General features: G+C 67.6%; 12 protein-coding genes. 9 read left to right on the forward strand and 3 right to left on the reverse strand.

Annotated features, from left to right (window positions below):
• Positions 1-927 precede the first annotated feature (927 nt).
• Entirely contained in the window at positions 928-3,111 is a 2,184-nt protein-coding gene (gene glgB / locus CY658_RS00015; RefSeq protein WP_101488319.1) for a 1,4-alpha-glucan branching protein GlgB, read from the reverse strand.
• A gap of 5 nt (positions 3,112-3,116) precedes the next feature.
• Entirely contained in the window at positions 3,117-4,778 is a 1,662-nt protein-coding gene (locus tag CY658_RS00020; protein WP_101488320.1) for an alpha-amylase family glycosyl hydrolase, read from the reverse strand.
• Positions 4,779-4,908: 130 nt separating this feature from the next.
• Here CY658_RS00020 and CY658_RS00025 point away from each other — a divergent pair, with 130 nt between their 5' ends.
• The 9 genes from CY658_RS00025 to gshB all read left to right on the forward strand — a co-directional run bounded on the left by CY658_RS00025 (position 4,909) and on the right by gshB (position 17,934).
• On the forward strand, positions 4,909-6,393 hold the full coding sequence (locus CY658_RS00025; RefSeq protein ID WP_101488321.1) for a flavin-containing monooxygenase: 1,485 nt from the start codon (positions 4,909-4,911) through the stop codon (positions 6,391-6,393).
• Positions 6,394-6,480: 87 nt separating this feature from the next.
• Positions 6,481-9,111 (forward strand): leucine--tRNA ligase, encoded by a 2,631-nt coding sequence (leuS, locus tag CY658_RS00030; protein WP_101488322.1) that lies wholly within the window; start codon positions 6,481-6,483, stop codon positions 9,109-9,111.
• 35 nt (positions 9,112-9,146) lie between these two features.
• Complete coding sequence (locus tag CY658_RS00035; protein ID WP_101488323.1) at positions 9,147-9,668, forward strand: LPS-assembly lipoprotein LptE; 522 nt, start codon at positions 9,147-9,149, stop codon at positions 9,666-9,668.
• 20 nt (positions 9,669-9,688) lie between these two features.
• Complete coding sequence (gene holA / locus CY658_RS00040; protein ID WP_101488324.1) at positions 9,689-10,759, forward strand: DNA polymerase III subunit delta; 1,071 nt, start codon at positions 9,689-9,691, stop codon at positions 10,757-10,759.
• 75 nt (positions 10,760-10,834) lie between these two features.
• Positions 10,835-12,127: a glutamate-5-semialdehyde dehydrogenase gene (locus tag CY658_RS00045; RefSeq protein WP_101488325.1), complete on the forward strand. Its 1,293-nt coding sequence runs from the start codon at positions 10,835-10,837 to the stop codon at positions 12,125-12,127.
• A gap of 185 nt (positions 12,128-12,312) precedes the next feature.
• Complete coding sequence (gene gshA, locus CY658_RS00050) at positions 12,313-13,629, forward strand: glutamate--cysteine ligase (protein ID WP_101488326.1); 1,317 nt, start codon at positions 12,313-12,315, stop codon at positions 13,627-13,629.
• Between the two features lie 155 nt (positions 13,630-13,784).
• Entirely contained in the window at positions 13,785-15,653 is a 1,869-nt protein-coding gene (locus CY658_RS00055; protein ID WP_101490139.1) for a potassium transporter Kup, read from the forward strand.
• 41 nt (positions 15,654-15,694) lie between these two features.
• Entirely contained in the window at positions 15,695-16,981 is a 1,287-nt protein-coding gene (locus CY658_RS00060) for a benzoate/H(+) symporter BenE family transporter (protein WP_101488327.1), read from the forward strand.
• On the forward strand, positions 16,981-17,934 hold the full coding sequence (gshB, locus tag CY658_RS00065; RefSeq protein WP_101488328.1) for a glutathione synthase: 954 nt from the start codon (positions 16,981-16,983) through the stop codon (positions 17,932-17,934). Before CY658_RS00060 ends, gshB begins: the two co-directional genes overlap by 1 nt.
• Here gshB and CY658_RS00070 read toward each other — a convergent pair whose 3' ends face one another.
• Entirely contained in the window at positions 17,935-20,151 is a 2,217-nt protein-coding gene (locus tag CY658_RS00070; protein ID WP_101488329.1) for a TonB-dependent receptor, read from the reverse strand.
• Positions 20,152-20,206: the final 55 nt, after the last annotated feature.

A 20,206-nucleotide genomic window follows, 5' to 3' on the forward strand; every position in this document is an offset into this window, starting at 1 on the left:
GATGGGGCTGCGATTGCGAAGTTGACGGCTGCGATTGCGAAGTTGACGCCTTGCTGCGATGGGATTGCGCCCAAAGGGAGGGGGCTGCCTGGGCTCAGCATGTTGTTGGCTTCCCTGCGGGTTTGTTTTCCGAGGCCGGGACTCGCCCCGGCGGGCGACTCACTTTCTTTTGCTTCGCCAAAAGAAAGTAAGCAAAGAAAAGGCGACCCCACTGTCTGCGACCCTCCGCTTCGCTGCGGGCAACCTGCGGTGCTCGCGTTTCGCGGGGTCTCGCAGAACTCGCTTCGCTCAAACAGCTGCGAGCCCTGATCCGCGAAACGCTGCGCTCCTCGGCGCATACAGAGGGGGTGGGCACCGAACGGGCCATCGCTTTGCTCGGCTTGCAATCGAGCCTTTGCTTCGCTCGGCCTTGTTGTGGTTGGGCCGCTGCTTCGTTCGGCGGCTGGACTGGCTCCCTCTCCCCTTGGGGAGAGGGCGGGGGTGAGGGCATCGGCCTTTGTGCCGGCCAGGCGATGTTTCTGTGTCGTCGGCCCTCACCCCAACCCTCTCCCAGAGGGAGAGGGAGCCAGTCAAACGGCGAAGCGAAGCCCGGCGTGTCTTCAAGCCCAGAGGCGCCCATCCCCGCCGAGCGAAGCGAAGGCCCGTGGACTGGCCGAGCGAAGCGAAGGCCTGCTGGACCCCAAACCCCTTCTGTATGCGCCGAGGAGCGCAGCGTTTCGCGGATCAGGGCTCGCCCTTGTTTGAGCGAAGCGAGTTTGGGCGAGACCCCGCGAAACGTGAGCACCGCAGGTTGCCCGTAGCGAAGCGGAGGGACGCAGACAGCAGGGTCGCCTTTCTTTTGCCTACGTTTCTTTGGCGAAGCAAAGAAAAGTAGGTCGCCCGCCGGGGCGAGACCCGGCCTCGGAAAGCAAAAAAGCCCAGAGCGTTTCAAGCCAACACCCACATCAAAGTAGCGAGTGGCGGCACGCTGATCACGATCGAGTCGCCCTTCCCATGCCAAGCCACAGAAGAACTCTCAACCACCCCATTCCCCACCCCGCTACCGCCATACACCGACCCATCGGTATTGATGATTTCGCGATAAGCCCCCGCGACAGGAACGCCAAGCCGATACCCCTCCCGAACCACAGGCGTGAAGTTGCAAACCACCAAAACAAACGCCCCATCCCGACCCCGACGAACAAACGCAAACACCGACTGCGCCACATCGTCATGCACGAGCCACTCAAACCCAGAGCCCTCATGGTCCAACTCATGCAAAGCAGGAAAGTGCCGATACACATTGTTCAGATCACGCACCAACCGCCGCACCCCCTGATGCGCCGCATGCTCAAGCAGATGCCAATCCAATCCGCGATCCGCATTCCACTCCGCGTACTGCGCAAACTCCCCCCCCATGAACAGCAACTTCTTCCCCGGATAACCCCAGAGATACCCATACAGATTGCGCAACCCCGCAAACTTCTGCCATTCATCCCCAGGCATGCGACCGATCATCGACCCCTTGCCATGCACCACCTCGTCATGCGACAGCGGCAACACGAAGTTCTCGCTGTGCGCGTACATCAGCCCGAAAGTGACCTGCTGGTGATGGTGCTTGCGATAGACCGGATCGGTCCCCGCATACGCCAGCGTGTCGTTCATCCACCCCATGTTCCACTTGTAGTGAAACCCCAGCCCGCCGTCTTCCGGCGGTCGCGTCACGCCAGGAAAGCTCGTCGACTCCTCAGCGATCGTGACTGCACCTGGCCGCTCCACGCCCACCACGCGGTTCATGCGGCGAAGAAAATCGATGGCCTCCAGGTTCTCGCGTCCACCCTGCGCATTCGGCACCCACTCGCCGGCCTTGCGGCTGTAGTCGCGGTACAGCATCGACGCCACCGCATCCACGCGCAGGCCGTCCACGCCATAACGCTCCAGCCAGTACAGCGCGTTGCCGACCAGGTAGTTGCGCACCTCCGTGCGCGCGTAGTTGAAGATCAGCGTCTGCCAGTCGTTGTGAAAGCCCTCGCGCGGGTCGGCGTACTCGTACAGCGCGGTGCCATCGAAGTTGCCCAAGCCGTGCGCGTCGGTGGGGAAGTGCGCTGGCACCCAGTCGAGGATCACGCCCAGCCCCGCGGCATGCGCGGCTTCGACGAAGTGGCGGAAGTCGCTGGGCGTGCCGAAGCGCGAGGTCGGCGCATAAAGGCCGATCGGCTGGTAGCCCCACGAGCCGTCGAAGGGATGCTCGGTGATGGGCAACAGCTCGATGTGCGTGAAGCCCAGGTCGCGCACATAGGGCACGAGCGTGTCGGCCAGCTCGCGGTAGTCGAGCCACTCCTGGCCGTGGTGCTTGCGGCGCCATGAACCCAGGTGCACTTCGTAGACGCTGATCGGCGCATGGCGCGCGTTGGCTTCGGCGCGACCGGCGGGCATCGGCACCGGCGCGGGCAGCGGTGCCACGACGCAGGCGGTGCCGGGCCGCAGTTGCGACGAGAACGCGAAGGGGTCGGCCTTGCGCAGCACCTCGCCCTGCGCCGACAGAATCTCGAACTCGTAGCTGTCGCCCACGGCGACGTGCGGCGCGAAGATTTCCCACACGCCGCATTCGCGACGCAGCCGCATCATGTGGCGACGGCCGTCCCAGTTGTTGAAGTCGCCCACCACCGACACGCGCCGCGCATTCGGCGCCCAGACAGCAAAAGCCACGCCCTTCACGCCGTCGATCTCGCGCAGGTGCGCGCCCAGCCGTTCCCACGGCCGCAGGTGCGTGCCCTCGGCCAGCAGCCAGACGTCGGTCTCGCCGAGCACGAAAGGAAAGCGGTACGGGTCGTCGAGCTGCGTGGCGTGGCCCGCGTCCCAGTCGACCTGGAATGAATAGCCCATGCGCGCCTCGGCCGCGGGCACGAGGCCGCTGAACAGGTCGCTGCCCTCGTGCCGCACGAGGATCGACAGCGGCCAGCCGGTGCGCGAATGCACCACGGCCACCTGCCGCGCGCCGGGCATCAGCGCGCGAACCTCGAGGCCGTCGGCCGTCTCGTGGGGGCCGAGCACGGCGAACGGGTCGCCGTGCTCGGCGCGCATCAGCGCGTGGATGTCGGCCGGCTTGAGGGAAGGAGAAGAAGGGGGCATGGGGTTCAGCGTCCTCCTGCTTCGGCAGGCGTGCCGAAGAACACGCCATAAGGCGCCAGTGTCAGCAGGGGTTTTATTGGATCGGTGATGACGGTCGCGGTCGGCACGAGCGGGTGCCCGGGCAGTGGCACCAATGGCTGAGACAAGGGGATCGAGACAGGTTCAGAGCCCGTGTTGAAGATCGCATGCAGCACTGCACCGCCCTCGCTTCGCACGAGGTGCAGCAGCGGCTCGGGCGCATCGACGAACGCCAGCGCGCCCGTGCGCAGCAGCGGTTGCGTGCGGCGCCAGTGCAGCAGCGCGCGGCTGAAAGCGAGCATCGAGTCGGGGTCGCGCTCTTGCTGCGCGACGGCCAGTGGCAGGTGCGCGCCGTCGACCGGCAGCCAGGGCGTGCCGCTGCTGAAGCCGGCGTTCGGCGCGTCGGGGGTCCAGGGCATCGGCGTGCGGCAGCCGTCGCGGCCCTTGAACTCGGGCCAGAAGGCGCGGCCGTAGGGGTCTTGCAGCAACTCGAAGGGCACGTCGGCCTCGGGCAGGCCCAGCTCTTCGCCCTGGTAGAGGCTGGCGCTGCCGCGCAGCGCGAGCAGCAGCGCGAACCAGAGCCGGTCGCGGCGCGTGTCGGGGCCCTTGCCGTCGCTCCAGCGCGTGGCGACGCGCGGCACGTCGTGGTTCGACACGGCCCAGCAGCCCCAGCCGCCCGTGGGCGCCAGCGCGGCGTCGAGCGTCTCGACCTGGTGACGCAGGTGTTTCGGGCTGTGGTCGGCCGTCAGCAGGCTGAAGCTGTAGGCCAAGTGCAGGCGCTTGCCGAGTTCGGTGTACTGCGCCATGACGGGCGGTGCGTTCTCGTCGCCGACCTCGCCCAGCGCGACCGCGCCGTAGCCGTCGAGCAGCTGGCGCAGGCGCTCGAGGAACACGAGGTTCTCCTGCTGGCTCTTGTCGTACAGGTGCTGCTGCATCGCATACGGGTTGTCGGCGCGCACGGTGCTGACCTCGTCGATCGACGCGGTCGTGGCCGGCGGGTTGTCGCGCAGCAGCGCGTCGTGGAACTGGTGGTTGCAGGCGTCGAAGCGGAAACCGTCCACGCCGCGCTCGCACCAGAAGCGCACCTCGCCGAGCAGCGCGTCCTGCACGGCGGCGCAATGGAAGTTGAGATCGGGCTGCTCGGTGAGAAAGCTGTGCAGGTAGTACTGACGCCGGCGCGAATCCCACTGCCACGCCGAACCGCCGAAGACCGAGAGCCAGTTGGTGGGCGGCGTGCCGTCGGGCTTGGGGTCGGCCCAGACGTACCAGTCGGCCTTGGAGTTGTCGCGCGAGCTGCGGCTTTCGACGAACCAGGCGTGCTGGTCGGAGGTGTGCGAGAGCACCTGGTCGATGATGAGCTTCAGGCCCAGCGCGTGCATGCGTGCGCGCATGGCGTCGAAGTCGGCCAGCGTGCCGAACAGCGGATCGACCGCGCGGTAGTCGGCCACGTCGTAGCCGAAGTCTTTCATAGGGGAGCGGAAGAAGGGCGAGACCCAGACCGCGTCGACGCCGAGGCTGGCGACGTGGTCGAGCTTTGACGTGATGCCGGGCAGGTCGCCGACGCCGTCGCCGTTGCTGTCCATGAAGCTGCGCGGGTAGATCTGGTAGATCACCGCGCCCCGCCACCATTCGCTGTTGCTGCCGCTCATGCCTGCCCCTGTGGTCGAAATTCATTGTGGCATGCGAAATCCGGGCCAGCGGTACGCTGATGCGGGCGGGGGCCGCGCAGAAGTGGGTAAATTCAGCAGGGCGGGGCGCTGCCATCCCGCCCCCCGACCGATGACCACCGACGACACCGCTTTCTCCCCCTCCGCTCCTTCCGCCCGACCCATCGGCCTCGCCGCGCTCGAACGCCGGCTCGCCCAGGACCTCGACTACCTCGGCTGGCCCGCCCGCGCCTGGGTGCCGCCGCGCCAGATCGACGGCGAGCCCGTGCTCGACGTGGCCATCATCGGCGGCGGCCAGGCCGGGCTGGCGGCGGCGGGCGCGCTGGCGCAGCAAGGCATCCGTGCCGTGGTCTTCGACCGCGCGCCGGCCGGGCGCGAAGGCCCCTGGGCCACCACGGCGCGCATGGAAACCTTGCGCTCGCCCAAGGAGCTCACAGGGCCCGCGTTGGGGCTGCCCTCGCTGACCTTCCGTGCCTGGTTCGAGGCCCAGTTCGGCACCGAGGCCTGGGCCGCGATGGACAAGATCCCGCGCCTGCAATGGATGGATTACCTGGTCTGGTACCGCCGCGTGATGGGCGTGGACGTGCGCAACGACACCACCGTCACCGGCCTGCAGCCGCTGCCCGACGCCAGCGCCGTGCGCCTGGACCTGCGCACGCCCGACGGCGAACGCCGCGTGCTGGCGCGCCGCGTCGTGCTGGCCACCGGCCGCGACGGCCTCGGCGGTCCGGCCGTGCCCGCCTTTGTCGACGGCCTGCCGCGCGCCAGGTGGGCGCATTCCTCCGACGAGATGGACTACGGCCGCCTGAAAGGCCTGCGCGTGGGCGTGGTCGGCGCGGGCTCCTCGGCCATGGACAGCGCTGCCACGGCGCTCGAGGCCGGCGCGCACAGCGTCGAGCTGCTGATCCGCCGGCCCGACCTGCCGCGCGTCAACAAGGGCAAGGGCGCCGGCGTGCCGGGGCTCACGCAGGGGCACTACGACCTGCCTGACGAGCTCAAATGGCGCATCCGCCACTACATCAACGTGCTGAACGTGCCGCCGCCGCACGGCAGCACGCTGCGGGTGTCGCGGCACGCCAATGCTTTTTTCAACTTCGGCTGCCCCATTGGGGCCGTGGCGCCGCAGGGCGAGGCACTGCGCGTCACCACGCCCAAGGGCGACTTTGAATTCGACTTTTTAATTGTGTCGACCGGTTTCCAGGTCGACTGGGCCGCCCGCCCCGAATTCGCGGGCATTGCCGCGCACATTCGCACCTGGAAAGACCGTTTCACGCCCGCACCGGGCGACGAAGACCGCGAACTGACCGATTCGCCCGACCTCGGGCCGGCCTTCGAATTCCAGGAAAGCGCGCCCGGCGCCTGCCCGGGGCTGGATCGCATCCACTGCTTCTGCTACCCGGCGGCGCTGTCGCACGGCACGGTGTCGGGCGACATCCCGGCCATCAGCGACGGCGCGCGGCGCCTGGCGGCGGGGCTGGCCAGCCTGTTCTACCGGGAAGACGCGGCCCACCACTGGGCGAATCTGGAGGCCTACAGCGAGCCGGAACTGTTCGGCGACGAGTGGACGCCCGCCCCGCCGCCGCAGGAAAGGGCCTGATTCCGGCTCGGGGCCGGGGAGACGATCACGCACGGCGCGATAATCCGCCTTCCCGGCCGCCGTCGAGCCGGGCCCTGCCGAGATGTCATGAACCCCAGCTACAAACCCAGCGACGTCGAGTCCGCTGCCCAGGCGCAATGGCGCGCCGCCGATGTCTACCGTGTCACCGAGGACACGGGTCGCAAGAAGTACTACGCCTGTTCGATGCTGCCGTACCCCAGCGGCAAGCTGCACATGGGCCACGTGCGCAACTACACGATCAACGACATGCTCACGCGCTACCTGCGCATGAGCGGCTACAACGTGCTGATGCCCATGGGCTGGGACGCCTTCGGCCTGCCGGCCGAGAACGCGGCGCTGAAGAACGGTGTGCCGCCGGCCAAGTGGACCTACGAGAACATCGCCTACATGAAGGGCCAGCTCCAGGCCATGGGCCTGGCGATCGACTGGAGCCGCGAGATCGCCACCTGCGACCCGAGCTACTACAAGTGGAACCAGTGGCTGTTCCTGAAGATGCTCGAAAAGGGCATTGCCTACCGCAAGACCCAGGTCGTCAACTGGGACCCGGTCGACCAGACCGTGCTGGCCAACGAACAGGTGATCGACGGCAAGGGCTGGCGCACCGGCGCCACGGTCGAGCGCCGCGAGATCCCCGGTTACTACCTGAAGATCAGCGACTACGCCGAAGAGCTGCTCGAGCACACCCAGCACAAGCTGCCGGGCTGGCCCGAGCGCGTCAAGCTGATGCAGGAAAACTGGATCGGCAAGAGCGAGGGCCTGCGCTTCGCCTTCACGCATGACATCCGGGACGCGAGCGGCAAGCTCATTCAAGACGGCCGCATGTACGTGTTCACCACGCGTGCCGACACCATCATGGGCGTCACCTTCTGCGCCGTCGCGCCCGAGCATCCGCTCGCCGCGCACGCCGCCACGCTCGACCCGAAGGTCGCGGCCTTCATCGAGGAATGCAAGGGTGGCGGCACGACCGAGGCCGAGCTCGCCACGCAAGAGAAGAAGGGCGTGCCCACGGGCCTGACCGTCAAGCACCCGATCACCGACGAGCAGGTGCCGGTGTGGGTGGGCAACTACGTGCTCATCAACTACGGCGACGGCGCCGTGATGGGCGTGCCCGCGCACGACGAGCGCGACTTCGCCTTCGCCAACAAGTACGGCATCGAGATCATCCAGGTGGTTCTGGTCGACGACGAACCGCACTTCGACTATCACAAGTGGCAGGACTGGTACGGCGACAAGCAGCGCGGCGTGACCATCAATTCCGACAACTTCAGCGGCATGACCTACAAGGAGGCCGTGGCCGCCGTGGCGCATGCCCTGGGCCAGAAGGACCTGGGCGAGCTGCAGACCACCTGGCGCCTGCGCGACTGGGGCGTGAGCCGCCAGCGCTACTGGGGCACGCCGATCCCGATCATCCATTGCGACGAACACGGCGCGGTGCCGGTCCCCGAGAAGGACCTGCCCGTGGTGCTGCCGACCGACTGCGTGCCCGATGGCTCGGGCAACCCGCTGAACAAGCACGAAGGCTTCCACGCCGGCGTGGTGTGCCCGGTGTGCGGCAAGGCCGCGCGGCGCGAGACCGACACGATGGATACGTTCGTCGATTCGTCGTGGTACTTCATGCGCTACTGCGACCCGACCAACGACAAGGCCATGGTCGCCGAGGGCGCCGACTACTGGATGCCGATGGACCAGTACATCGGCGGCATCGAGCATGCGATTCTTCACCTGCTGTACGCGCGCTTCTGGACCAAGGTCATGCGCGACCTGGGCCTCGTGAAGGCCGACGAGCCCTTCGCCAAGCTGCTCACGCAGGGCATGGTGCTCAACCACATCTTCTACAACCGTGGCGAGAAGGGCGGTAAGAACTACTTCCCGCCCGCAGACGTCACGCCGGTGCTCGACGCACAAGGTCGCATCACCGGCGGCACGCTGGCCGACGGCACGAAGCTGGAATACGGCGGCGTGGGCAAGATGGGCAAGACCGAACGCAACGGCGTCGACCCGCAGGACCTCATCGAGAAGTACGGCGCCGACACCGCGCGCCTGTACACCATGTTCACCGCGCCGCCCGAAGCCACGCTCGAGTGGAACGACGCGGCCGTCGAAGGCAGCTACCGCTTCCTGCGCCGCGTGTGGAACTACGGTGTGGCCCAGGCCGACGTGGCGCCGGTGGCGCTCGCCGGCCAGAGCTTCGGCAAGCCCGCCCAGGCCCTGCGCCGCGAGGTGCACACCGTGCTGCGCCAGATCGACTACGACTACCAGCGCATGCAATACAACACGGTGGTGTCGGGCACGATGAAGCTGCTCAACGCGCTCGAAGGCTTCAAGCCCGACGGCAGCGCGGGCGACGCGGCCGCCGCACGCGAAGGCTTCGGCATCCTGCTGCGCTGCATCTACCCGGCCACGCCGCACATCGCGCACCAGCTCTGGCAACAACTCGGCTACGACAAGGCCTCGGGCGACCTGCTCGACGCGCCCTGGCCCGTGGTCGACGTGGCTGCGCTGGCGCAGGACGAGGTCGAGCTCATGCTGCAGGTCAACGGCAAGCTGCGCGGCAAGCTGCTGGTGCCCGCCGGTGCTTCGAAGGACGAGATCGAGCGGCTGGCACTCGCCTGCGACGATTTCGTCAACTTCGCCGAAGGCGCACCGCCCAAGCGCGTGATCGTGGTGCCCGGGCGCCTGGTCAACGTGGTCATCTGAACACGACACTGCAGAACGACGGAAACGACAGACGCATGAACATTCGCAATGCCTCGCAGCCGCGCCGCGGCTTTCTCCTGGGCCTCGGCGTCGTGGGCGCTTCGCTGGCCCTTTCCGGCTGCGGCTTCGCACTGCGCCAGGCGCCGAACTTCGCGTTCAAGACGCTGTCTCTCGAAGGCAACACGGCGCTCATCAACCAGCTGCGGCGCGAACTGCGCGCGGCCGGCAACGTGCGGCTGGTGCCCAAGGAAGAGGCCAGCACCGCCGACGCCGTGCTCGTCGTGCTGGGCGAGGACCGCGACCGCTTCGTCATCTCGACCAACTCTGCCGGCCTGCTGCGCGAGCTGCAGCTGCGCCTGCGCATCCGCTTCAGCCTGCGCACGCCGGGCGGCAAGGAATTGCTGCCGCCCTCCGAGGTCTCGCAGACGCGCGACCTGAGCTTCAACGAAACCAACGCGCTGGCCAAGGAAGGCGAGGCCGAGCTGCTGTACCGCGACATGCAGGCCGACATCGCGCAGCAGCTGATGCGCCGGCTGGCGGCGGTGCAGTCCCTGTAAGCGTCGCTTCCGTTTTTTCAATGCAACTTGCCAGTGCCCAGCTCGGCGCCCACCTGCAAAAGGGCCTGAAGCCGCTTTACACAATTCACGGCGACGAGCCGCTGCTCGCGCAGGAGGCGGCCGACGCCATCCGCGCCGCTGCGCGCGCCCAAGGCCACACCGAGCGCAGCTCGTACACCGTGGCTGGCGCGCACTTCGACTGGAGCGCGGTGCTCGCGGCCGGGGGCTCGCTCTCGCTGTTCGCCGACAAGCAGATCGTCGAGATCCGCATTCCCTCGGGCAAGCCCGGCAAGGACGGCAGCGTCGCGCTGCAGCAGCTGGCCGAGGCCGCGCCCGGCAACGACAGCACGCTCACGCTGGTGATGCTGCCGCGCCTGGACAAGGCCACGCGCACCGGCGCGTGGTTCTCGGCGCTCGAGAACAACGGCGTGAGCCTGCAGGTCGACCCGATCGAGCGCGCCGCGCTGCCGCAATGGATCGCGCAGCGCCTCGGGCTGCAGAACCAGCGCGTGATGCCCGGCGACGAAGGCCAGCGCACGCTGCAGTTCTTTGCCGACCGCGTCGAAGGCAACCTGCTCGCCGCGCACCAGGAAATCCAGAAACTCGCGCTGCTGCACCCGGCGGGCGAGCTGAGCTGGGAGCAGGTCGAGGGCGCCGTCAACAACGTGGCGCGCTACGACGTGTTCAAGCTCTCCGAGGCCGTGCTGGCCGGCAACCCGCAGCGCGTAGCGCGCATGCTCGACGGCCTGCAGGCCGAAGGCGAGGCCGAGGTGCTGGTGCACTACACGATCGCCGAGGACATCCGCGCCCTCAAGCGCGTGAAGGACGCCATGGCCGCCGGCCGCCCGCTGCCGATGGCGCTGCGCGAGAACCGCATCTGGGGCCCGCGCGAGCGCGCCTTCGAGCGTGTGCTGCCGCGCCTGGACGACCGCATGCTGACCCGCCTGCTGCGCGCGGCCCACTTGGTCGACGGCATCTGCAAAGGCCTGAAGCAGCCCGACTGGCCCGCCAGCGGCTGGCAGGCGCTGCAGCGGCTGGCGTTGATGCTGTGCCGGGCCTGCAGCACGGCCTCGGCGCCACGTCGCGCCTGACCTCCACGTGCCGTCTGTAGGCGGCAAAAGGCCCGCGTCAGCCGGGCCGAAGGTCCGCGTGGGAAAATGGCCGCTATGAACGCGTTCAACGTCAGCGAGCACATGCAGACCCTCGGTCTGCAAGCCAAAGCCGCTGCATTCCTCATGGCCCGTGCGGATGCAGCTACCAAAAACAGAGCACTGAAAGCGCTGGCCCGGCGCCTGCGCGAAGTCGGCCCCGAGTTGGCTGCGGCCAACGAGAAAGACCTGGCGCGCGCCACGGCCGCCGGCCTGTCGGCCCCGATGGTCGACCGGCTCAAGCTCACGCCCAAGGTCCTCGAAACCGTGGCCGAGGGCTGCGAGCAGCTGGCCGGCATGGCCGACGTGATCGGCGAGATCATCGGCATGAAGCAGCAGCCCAGCGGCATCCGCGTGGGCCAGATGCGCGTGCCGATCGGCGTCTTCGGCATGATCTACGAGAGCCGCCCCAACGTGACGATCGAGGCCGCGAGCCTCGCGATCAAGAGCGGCAACGCCGCCATCCTGCGCGGCGGCTCCGAGGCCATCGAGTCGAACAAGGCGCTGGCGCTGCTGGTGTCCGAGGCGCTGGCCGAAGCCGGCCTGCCGGTCGAGGCGGTGCAGCTGGTGCAGACCACCGACCGCGAAGCCGTGGGCCAGCTCATCGCCATGCCCGAGTACGTCGACGTGATCATTCCGCGCGGCGGCAAGGGCCTCATCGAGCGCATCAGCCGCGACGCCAAGGTGCCCGTCATCAAGCACCTGGACGGCAACTGCCACGTCTACGTGGACGACACGGCCGAGTTCGACATGGCGCTGCGCATCGTCGACAACGCCAAGACCCAGAAGTACAGCCCCTGCAACGCCGCCGAAGGCCTGCTGGTGTCGGCCTCGGTGGCCGACCACTTCCTGCCCGAGATTGCCGCCGTCTTCGCCGCCAAGGGCGTCGAAATGCGCTGTGACCCGGCCGCTGCCGCCATCCTGCGCGCCAGCGAGGCGCACCATCCGCAGGCCAAGGTGCTCGATGCGGTCGAGTCCGACTGGTCCGAGGAATACCTGGCCGCCGTCATCAGCGTGAAGGTGGTGGCGGGGGTCGACGAGGCCATTGCGCACATCAACCGCTACTCGAGCCACCACACCGACGCCATCGTCACCCGCGACCACATCAACGCCCAGCGCTTCCTGCGCGAGGTCGATTCGGCCAGCGTGATGGTGAATGCGAGCACGCGCTTCGCAGACGGTTTCGAGTACGGGCTGGGCGCCGAAATCGGCATCAGCACCGACAAGTTCCATGCGCGCGGCCCGGTCGGCATCGAAGGCCTGACCTCGCTCAAGTACGTGGTGCTGGGTCAGGGCGAAGTCCGCAGCTAGTCGGGGGTCCGAAGGGCCGGGGCCATCGGGCCGGCGGCGCGGCGAGGCCCGTGCCGCGGTGTTCTTGCAACGTGTGTTGTGGATTGGGGTGCTTTGTTCTCTTTGGCTGCTTGTCATCGGGGCGGCCATCCCCAAATCCTACAATTCCACTCCACCTTTAAGCACAAAACCAACAAGGCCGCTGCATGGTTCCGCATCTCGTCACTGCCCTGACCGGCCCGATCAACGAACTGGAGCAGCGGGTGCTCGACTCGACGCCCGCCATCGAGCGCTGGTTTCGCCTCGAGTGGATGGAGCACACGCCGCCGTTCTACAGCGCCGTCGACATCCGCAACGCGGGCTTCAAGCTGGCTCCGGTCGACACCAACCTGTTCCCGGGTGGCTGGAACAACCTCACCAAGGAAATGCTGCCGCTGGCGGTGCAGGCCGCGCAGGCGGCCATCGAGAAGATCTGTCCGGAGGCGCGCAACCTGCTCGTCATTCCTGAAAATCACTCAAAAAACACCTTTTATCTCGCCAACATCGCGCAACTGGTTCGCATCTTCCACATGGCGGGCCTCAATGTGCGCATCGGCTCCGTCGATCCGGCCATCAAGTCGACCAAGAAGATCGAGCTCCCCAACGGCGAGACCGTGACGCTCGAACCGGTGGTGCGTTCCAAGCGCCGCCTGGGCCTGAAGAACTTCGATCCCTGCACAATTCTCCTTAACAACGAGCTTTCTGCAGGAACGCCCGGCATCCTCGAAGACCTGCACGAGCAGTACCTGCTGCCGCCGCTGCACGCGGGCTGGTCGGTGCGCCGCAAGAGCAACCACCTGCACAGCTATGAAGAGCTGTGCAAGCGCTTCGGCAAGCTGCTGGGCATCGACCCCTGGCTGATCAACCCGATCTACGCGCGCGCCGAAGGCGTCGACGTGGCCGAGGGCCGCGGCATCGACGTGCTCACCAGCCATGTCGACGCGGTGCTCACCAAGGTGCGCCGCAAGTACAAGGAATACGGCATCAACGAGAAGCCGTTCGTGGTCGTCAAGGGCGGCCACAGCGGCAGCGGCAGCCCCGGCGTCGTGACCGTGCGCGACGCGAAAGAGGTCGAGGCGCTCATCGGCAAGTCGCGCACCGCGACTTCGTCGCCGGCCAAGACCAGCGCCGGGCGCGACCTGCGCGAGCCCACCGAGCTGATCGTGCAGGAAGGCGTGCTCACCAACGAGCGCGTGCACAACGGCGTGGCCGAGCCGGTCGTCTACATGATGGACCGCTACGTGGTGGGCGGCTTCTACCGCGTGCACGCCGAGCGCGCCGCCGACGAGAACCTCAAGCAGCCGGGCGCCAGCTACGTGCCGCTGGCCTTCTCGGAAAGCGCGCAGCTGCCGCAGCCGGGCGCCAAGCCCGGTGCCAGCGCCCCCAATCGTTTTTACATGTATGGCGTGGTGGGCCGTTTGGCCATGGTCGCGGCCAGTTACGAGATGGAAGCGACCGATCCGGACGCCGAAATCTACGAATGAGCGGCGGGGGCGGGTTGCGGCGCGGGCGGGCAACGGCAAAATAGCGGCCCCACAGCAAAGGAACCCAAAGGGCGGAGGGATGCGCGGCGCGGCCGCGGTACCCCGGCGTGACTGACGCGTCGATCATTGCGAGCCGCCCTTTTCCCATCGACCTCGTGTCAGCCCCCAAAAACATCTCTGCCGGCCTCATCGTCGGCGCCATCGGCGTCGTCTATGGCGACATCGGCACCAGCGTTCTCTATGCGGTCAAGGAAGTCTTCGGTCACGGCCATGTGCCGTTCACCGTCGAGAACGTCTACGGCATCCTGTCGATGTTCTTCTGGACCCTTACGGTCATCGTGTCGATCAAGTACGTCGTGCTCGTGCTGCGCGCCGACAACGAAGGCGAGGGCGGACTGGTCGCGATGCTCGCGCTGGCCTCCCAGGCCGTGACCGACAAGCCGAGGCTGCGCCAGCTGCTGCTGGTCGTCGGCATCTTCGGCACCTCGCTCTTCTACGGCGACGGCGTGATCACGCCGGCCATCTCGGTGCTGTCGGCGGTCGAGGGCCTGGAGGTGGTGTCGCCGCACTTCAAGCACTACGTGATCCCGATCACGCTGGTCGTGCTGTTCTGCCTGTTCGCGGTGCAAAAGCGCGGCACCGCAGGCATCGGCAAGTTCTTCGGCCCGGTCACGCTGGCGTGGTTCGCAGCCATCGCCGTGCTGGGCGTGTGGCAGATCGCGCACCACCCCGAAATCATCAAGGCGCTGAACCCCTGGTTCGCGCTGAAGTTCATCTGGGACAACCCGGGCACCAGCTTCATCCTGCTGGGCGCCATGGTGCTGTGCGTGACCGGCGCCGAGGCGCTGTACGCCGACCTGGGCCACTTCGGCAAGAAGCCGATCCGCATTGCATGGTTCTCGGTCGTCATGCCGGCGCTCACGCTCAACTACCTGGGCCAGGGCGCGCTGCTGCTGGAGAACCCCGAGGCCGTGAAGAACCCGTTCTTCATGATGGCGCCTGAATGGGCGCTCATTCCGCTGGTGCTGCTGGCCACGCTGTCCACGGTGATCGCCTCGCAGGCGCTCATCACCGGCGCCTTCAGCGTCACGCGCCAGGTGATCCAGCTGGGCTACCTGCCGCGCCTGAACATCGAGCACACCAGCGTGCGCACGGCCGGGCAGATCTACATCCCGCTGGTCAACTGGGGCCTGTTCGTGGCCATCGTGCTGGCAGTGGTGATGTTCCGTACCTCGAGCAGCCTGGCCGCGGCCTACGGCATCGCGGTGACGACCGACATGCTGATCACCACCATCCTGACCTTCTTCGTGATCCGCTACGCGTGGAAGCTGCCGCTGGCGCTGTGCATCGCCTCGACCGCCGTCTTCTTCGTGGTCGACTTCCTGTTCTTCGCCTCGAACCTGCTCAAGCTGTTCGAAGGCGGCTGGTTCCCGCTGCTGATCGGCGGCGCCGTGTTCACGCTGATGATCACCTGGAAGGAAGGCCGCCGCCTCATGGGCGAGGCGCAGCACGCCGACGCGATCGACCTGAAGTCGTTCCTCGGCTCGGTGTTCATGAGCCCGCCCGCGCGCGTCGACGGCACGGCCGTGTTCCTCACGGCCGAGCCGGGCGTGGTGCCCAACGCGCTGCTGCACAACCTCAAGCACAACAAGGTGCTGCACGAGCAGAACATGTTCGTCACCGTGCGCAACCACGAGGTGCCCTGGATTCCGATGGACAAGCGCATCGAGATCGATGCACTGGGCAACCACTGCTGGCAGGTCATCGTGCACTACGGCTTCAAGAACGACATCGACCTGCCGCGCGCGCTCGACAACGCGCGCATGCGCGGCTGCCAGCTCGAGCCGATGACGACCAGCTACTTCCTCTCGCGCGACGTCGTGATCCCCACCTTGGGCAGCGGCATGGCGCCGTGGCGCGAGAAGCTGTTCGCGCAGATGCACCACAACGCGAGCGGCGCGGCGGCCTTCCTGGGCCTGCCCAATAACGCTGTGGTCGAACTGGGTTCGAAGATCGAGATCTGAGGCCCGCGGCGCCGCGCCGCGTGCCCCGGCAAAATCGCGCTATGCGATTCTTCAAAGACCTGAGCCTTTCGGCCTTCACCGCGGGCTTCGTCGCCGTGCTCGTGGGTTTCACGAGTTCGGTGGCCATCGTGTTCCAGGCCGCCCAGGCCTTCGGCGCCACGCCCGAAATGACGGCCTCGTGGATGTGGGCGCTGGGCATCGGCATGGGGCTGGCTTCGGCGCTGCCCTCGCTGTGGTGGCGCAAGCCCGTCATGATTGCCTGGAGCACCCCCGGTGCGGCCGTGCTGGCCGTGGCCGGCGCGGGCTACGGCATGGGCGAGGCGGTGGGCGCCTTCATCGTCAGCGCGGTGCTGATCGTGCTCGCGGGTGCCACCGGCTGGTTCGAGCGCGTGATGAACAAGATCCCGATGGCCATCGCCTCGGCACTGCTGGCCGGCGTGCTCGCACGTTTCGGCATGTCGGCCTTCACGGCGGCGCAGACCGCATTGCCGCTGGTGCTGCTGATGCTCGGCACCTACCTCATCGGCAAGCGCCTGCTGCCGCGCTACGCGGTGCCGCTCACGCTGCTGGTGGCCATCGCCTTCACGGCCGCGCGCGGCGAGCTGGCGTGGTCGGCTGTGCAGTTCTCGCTCACCTGGCCGGTGTTCACGGCGCCGGTCTTCACCTGGCAGGCCATCGTGAGCCTGGCGCTGCCGCTGTTTGTCGTGACGATGGCTTCGCAGAACCTGCCCGGCGTGGCAGCGATCCGCGCCAGCGGCTTCAGCGATCTGCCGGTCAGCAAGCTCATCACCATCAGCGGCCTCGCGACGCTGGTGCTCGCGCCCTTCGGCGCCTTTGCGCTCAACCTCAGCGCGATCACGGCCGCCATGTGCATGGGCCGCGAGGCGCACGAAGACCCGGCGCGGCGCTACACGGCGGCCGTGAGCTGCGGCGCTATCTACGTGGTGATCGGCCTGTTCGGCGCGGCCGTCACGGGCCTGCTCACGGCCTTTCCGAAAGAGCTGGTCGCGGCCATCGCCGGGCTGGCGCTGCTGGGCACCATCGGCGGCGGGCTGGCGGCGGCGGTGCGCGACGAGGCGCACCGCGAGGCCGCGCTCATCACCTTCCTGGTCACGCTCTCGGGCGTGACGCTGGCCGGCATCGGCTCCGCCTTCTGGGGCGTGGTGGCCGGCGCGGTGGCGTTGGCGGTGCAGCAGCTCGGCCGCGCGCGCAGCGCACAGGTGCCAAAGGAAAAGGCCCCGGCCGACAAGGACATCGCCGCTTCCGGCAACATGCCGCCAGAAACCCCCTCCACAGCCGCCGTTCCCGGCGCCGGAAAGAACGCCTGATGAAAAACATCCTCTTCGTCGCCGATCCGCTCGATCATTTCAAGATCTACAAGGACACGACCTTCTCGATGATGCGCGAGGCCCAGCGCCGCGGGCATCGCATCGCGGCCTGCCTGCCGCAGGACATCCAGTGGACCTCGGGCGGCCTCGTCTCGGCCGTGGTGCAGCAGATCACGCTCACGGGCGACGCGAAAGACTGGTACCACGTCGACATCATCGAGTCGAAGGCGCTGAAAGACTTCGACGCCGTGCTGATGCGCAAGGACCCGCCTTTCGACGCCGAGTACATCTACTCGACGCACCTGCTGCAGCAGGCTGAGCGCGAAGGTGCGCGGGTGGTCAACTCGCCGCGCGCGCTGCGCGACCACCCCGAGAAGCTCGCGATCATGGAGTTTCCGCAGTTCGTCACGCCCACGCTGGTCACGCGCAGCGCGCAGGCCGTGCGCGACTTTCATGCCGAGCACGGCGACATCATCCTGAAGCCGCTCGACGGCATGGGCGGCATGGGCATCTTCCGCGTCAAGCAGGACGCGCTGAACCTCGGCTCCATCGTCGAGACGCTCAACAAGGACGGCGCCGAAACCATCATGGTGCAGCGCTTCGTGCCCGAGGTGACGCAGGGCGACAAGCGCATCCTGATCATCGCGGGCGAGCCGGCGCCCTTCGTGCTGGCGCGCATTCCGCAGGGCACCGAGGTGCGCGGCAACCTCGCGGCCGGCGGCAAGGGCGTGGCCCAGCCGCTCACGGCGCGCAACCGCGAGATCGCCGAAGCGATCGGCAAGGTGCTCGCCCCGCGCGGGCTGCTGCTGATCGGCCTCGACGTGATCGGCGATGCGGTCACCGAGATCAACGTGACCAGCCCCACGTGCTTTCAGGAGATCACCGAACAGACCGGCTTCGACGTGCCGAAGATGTTCATCGATGCGCTCGAGGCGCACCTGGCCTCGGCCTGATCAGAAGTCGACCGACGCCGACAGCGTGAAGGTGCGCGGCGCGCCCAGCACCAGGTAGCCGTTGTTCGGGTAGCCGCCCACCGAAGCCCAGTAGTTGCGGTTGGTCAGGTTGTCGATGCGTGCGCGCACCGTCACCAGCTTGCCGGCCACCTCGGTGAGGTAGCGCGCGCCGAGGTCGAAGCGCGTCCAGCCCGGCACGCGCAGCGTGTTGGTGGCGTCGGCATAGCTCGGGCCCGTGGACACCACGCGGCCGTCGAGCGACAGGCCGCGCACGCCCGGCACGTCCCATTCCAGACCCAAGGTGCCCTGCGTCTTCGCGATGCCGATGACGCGGCGGCCGTCCGTCGAGGCGTCGCCCGTGGCGCGCTGCTTGGCGTCCAGGAAGGTGATGCCGCCCATCAGGCGCACGCCCTTGGTCGCTTCACCGAACGCAGTCAGCTCCAGGCCCTGGTGGCGGTCGCGGCCTTCGGCCACGTAGTAGCCGGCGCTGTTGATGAGGGCGCGCGGCTTGTCGGTCGTGAAGAAGGCCAGGCCGCCGCCGATGCGGCCGCCGTCGAACTTGATGCCGATCTCTTTCTGCTTCGACACATAGGGCGAGAGCTGCGTGCCCGCGTTGCGCACGGCGCCGCTGGTCGATACCGTGGGCGCGGTATCGCCCTTGCTCAGGCCTTCGATGTAGTTCGCGTACAGCGACACCTGCGGCTGCAGCTTGAACACGAAGCCGGCCATCGGGCTGGTGCGGCTCTTCTCATAGGCGGTGGGCTTGCCGGTGTCGTAGGCGAAGTCGGTGCTTTCGAGCTTCTGGCGCCGCACGCCGAGCGTGAGCTGCGCGCGGTCGTCCAGGAACGACAGCGTGTCGCCGATCGCCAGGCTGCTCAGGCGCGTCTGCGTCAGCAGCGCGGGGTTGTCCATGTCGTTGCCGCGGAACGCGCTCGCCGTGTAGGCCGGAATCGGGTAGCCGATGGGCGCGTACAGGTTGCTCTTCAGGTTGTTGAAGAAGTCCCACTTGTAGGCGTTCTTCTCCTTGAGCTGGTAGTACGCGTACGAGGCCACCACCGTGTGGTTCACCGGGCCGGTCGTGAACTTGCCGCGCACGCCGGCTTCGGCCGTGCGGGTGTTGTCCTGGCGCTGGTTCTCGAAGCGCGACATGTTGCCCGCGCCGAGGTTGTTCGTGAGCGTGAGGCCGGCCAGCGAGTTGCCTTCATGGCTCTTGCGCGCACCGCCGGCGATCCAGGCCGTCACGCTGTCGGTGATGTCGTACTCGCCGCGCAGCGAGCCGAAGGTGTCGCGCTCGTTGGAGTAGGTCCAGGGTTGCGCGTAGTTGAGCTGGTTGTCGGGGGCCGACGGCACGCGCGTCACGCCGGCGCCGAGCGTCACGTTCGGGCGCGTGCGCGAGAGGCGGTGTTCCTGGTGGCCGAGGTCTGCCGAGATGCGCGCGTTGCGGCTGCGCCAGTCGAAGCCGACCGAGGCCACGTCGAGCTTCACCTGCTCGGCGTTCACGCCCGTGCCGCCGTCGCGGTGCGCCGCGTTCAGGCGCACGCCCAGGCTCTGGTCGGGTCCGAAGCGGCGCGCGATGTCGGTCGACACATAGCTCTGCGAGCCGCTGGCGGTGCCGAGCGTGACCTGCGTCAGCGGGTCGTTCGGCGCGCGCTTGGGCAGCAGGTTGATGTTGCCGCCGATGCCGCCGCCCGTGGGCGTGGCGCCGTTCAGGAAGGCGCTCGCGCCGCGCAGCACCTCGACGCGCTCGAACAGCTCCGACGAGATGTACTGGCGCGGCAGCAGGCCGTACAGCCCGTTGTAGGCGATGTCGTCCGAATTCACCACGAAGCCGCGAATGAAGTACGACTCCTGGAAGTTGCCGAAGCCGCGCGCCACGCGCACCGACGGGTCGTTCTGCAGCACGTCGGCCACGCTCTTGGCCTGCTGGTTCTGGATCAGCTCGTGCGTGTAGCTGGTGCTCGAGAAGGGCGAATCCATCATGTCCTGGTTGCCCAGGATGCCCACGCGCCCGCCGCGTGCCACCTGCCCGCCCGCGAAGGGCTTGGTCAGGCCTTCGGCCGAGGCGTCGGCGCTGGCTTCGACGGTGACGGTGCTCAGCGTGCCGCTGGCGGGGGCCGCCGGTTCGGCGGGCGGCGTCTGGGCCAGGGCCGTCAGGGCGTGAAGGGCCAGCAGCGAGGCGGCCACGGTCGGGCGGAGGAAGAAACGAGGTGCGGGCATGAAAGATCGACCGTTTGCAAATGAGAACAGTTATTGTTCATAGTTTGCACTTACT

The organism is Variovorax sp. RO1 (assembly GCF_002849325.1).
Taxonomy (GTDB): domain Bacteria; phylum Pseudomonadota; class Gammaproteobacteria; order Burkholderiales; family Burkholderiaceae_C; genus Variovorax.

Bases quoted from the DNA above. Each gene is read 5' to 3' on its own strand.
- gshA (WP_101488326.1), top strand. From the start codon at position 12,313: ATGGTTCCGCATCTCGTCACTGCCCTGACCGGCCCGATCAACGAACTG.
- CY658_RS00060 (WP_101488327.1), top strand. From the start codon at position 15,695: ATGCGATTCTTCAAAGACCTGAGCCTTTCGGCCTTCACCGCGGGCTTC.
- CY658_RS00045 (WP_101488325.1), top strand. From the start codon at position 10,835: ATGAACGCGTTCAACGTCAGCGAGCACATGCAGACCCTCGGTCTGCAA.
- CY658_RS00020 (WP_101488320.1), bottom strand. From the start codon at position 4,778: ATGAGCGGCAGCAACAGCGAATGGTGGCGGGGCGCGGTGATCTACCAG.
- CY658_RS00035 (WP_101488323.1), top strand. From the start codon at position 9,147: ATGAACATTCGCAATGCCTCGCAGCCGCGCCGCGGCTTTCTCCTGGGC.
- CY658_RS00025 (WP_101488321.1), top strand. From the start codon at position 4,909: ATGACCACCGACGACACCGCTTTCTCCCCCTCCGCTCCTTCCGCCCGA.
- glgB (WP_101488319.1), bottom strand. From the start codon at position 3,111: ATGCCCCCTTCTTCTCCTTCCCTCAAGCCGGCCGACATCCACGCGCTG.
- gshB (WP_101488328.1), top strand. From the start codon at position 16,981: ATGAAAAACATCCTCTTCGTCGCCGATCCGCTCGATCATTTCAAGATC.
- leuS (WP_101488322.1), top strand. From the start codon at position 6,481: ATGAACCCCAGCTACAAACCCAGCGACGTCGAGTCCGCTGCCCAGGCG.
- holA (WP_101488324.1), top strand. From the start codon at position 9,689: ATGCAACTTGCCAGTGCCCAGCTCGGCGCCCACCTGCAAAAGGGCCTG.
- CY658_RS00070 (WP_101488329.1), bottom strand. From the start codon at position 20,151: ATGCCCGCACCTCGTTTCTTCCTCCGCCCGACCGTGGCCGCCTCGCTG.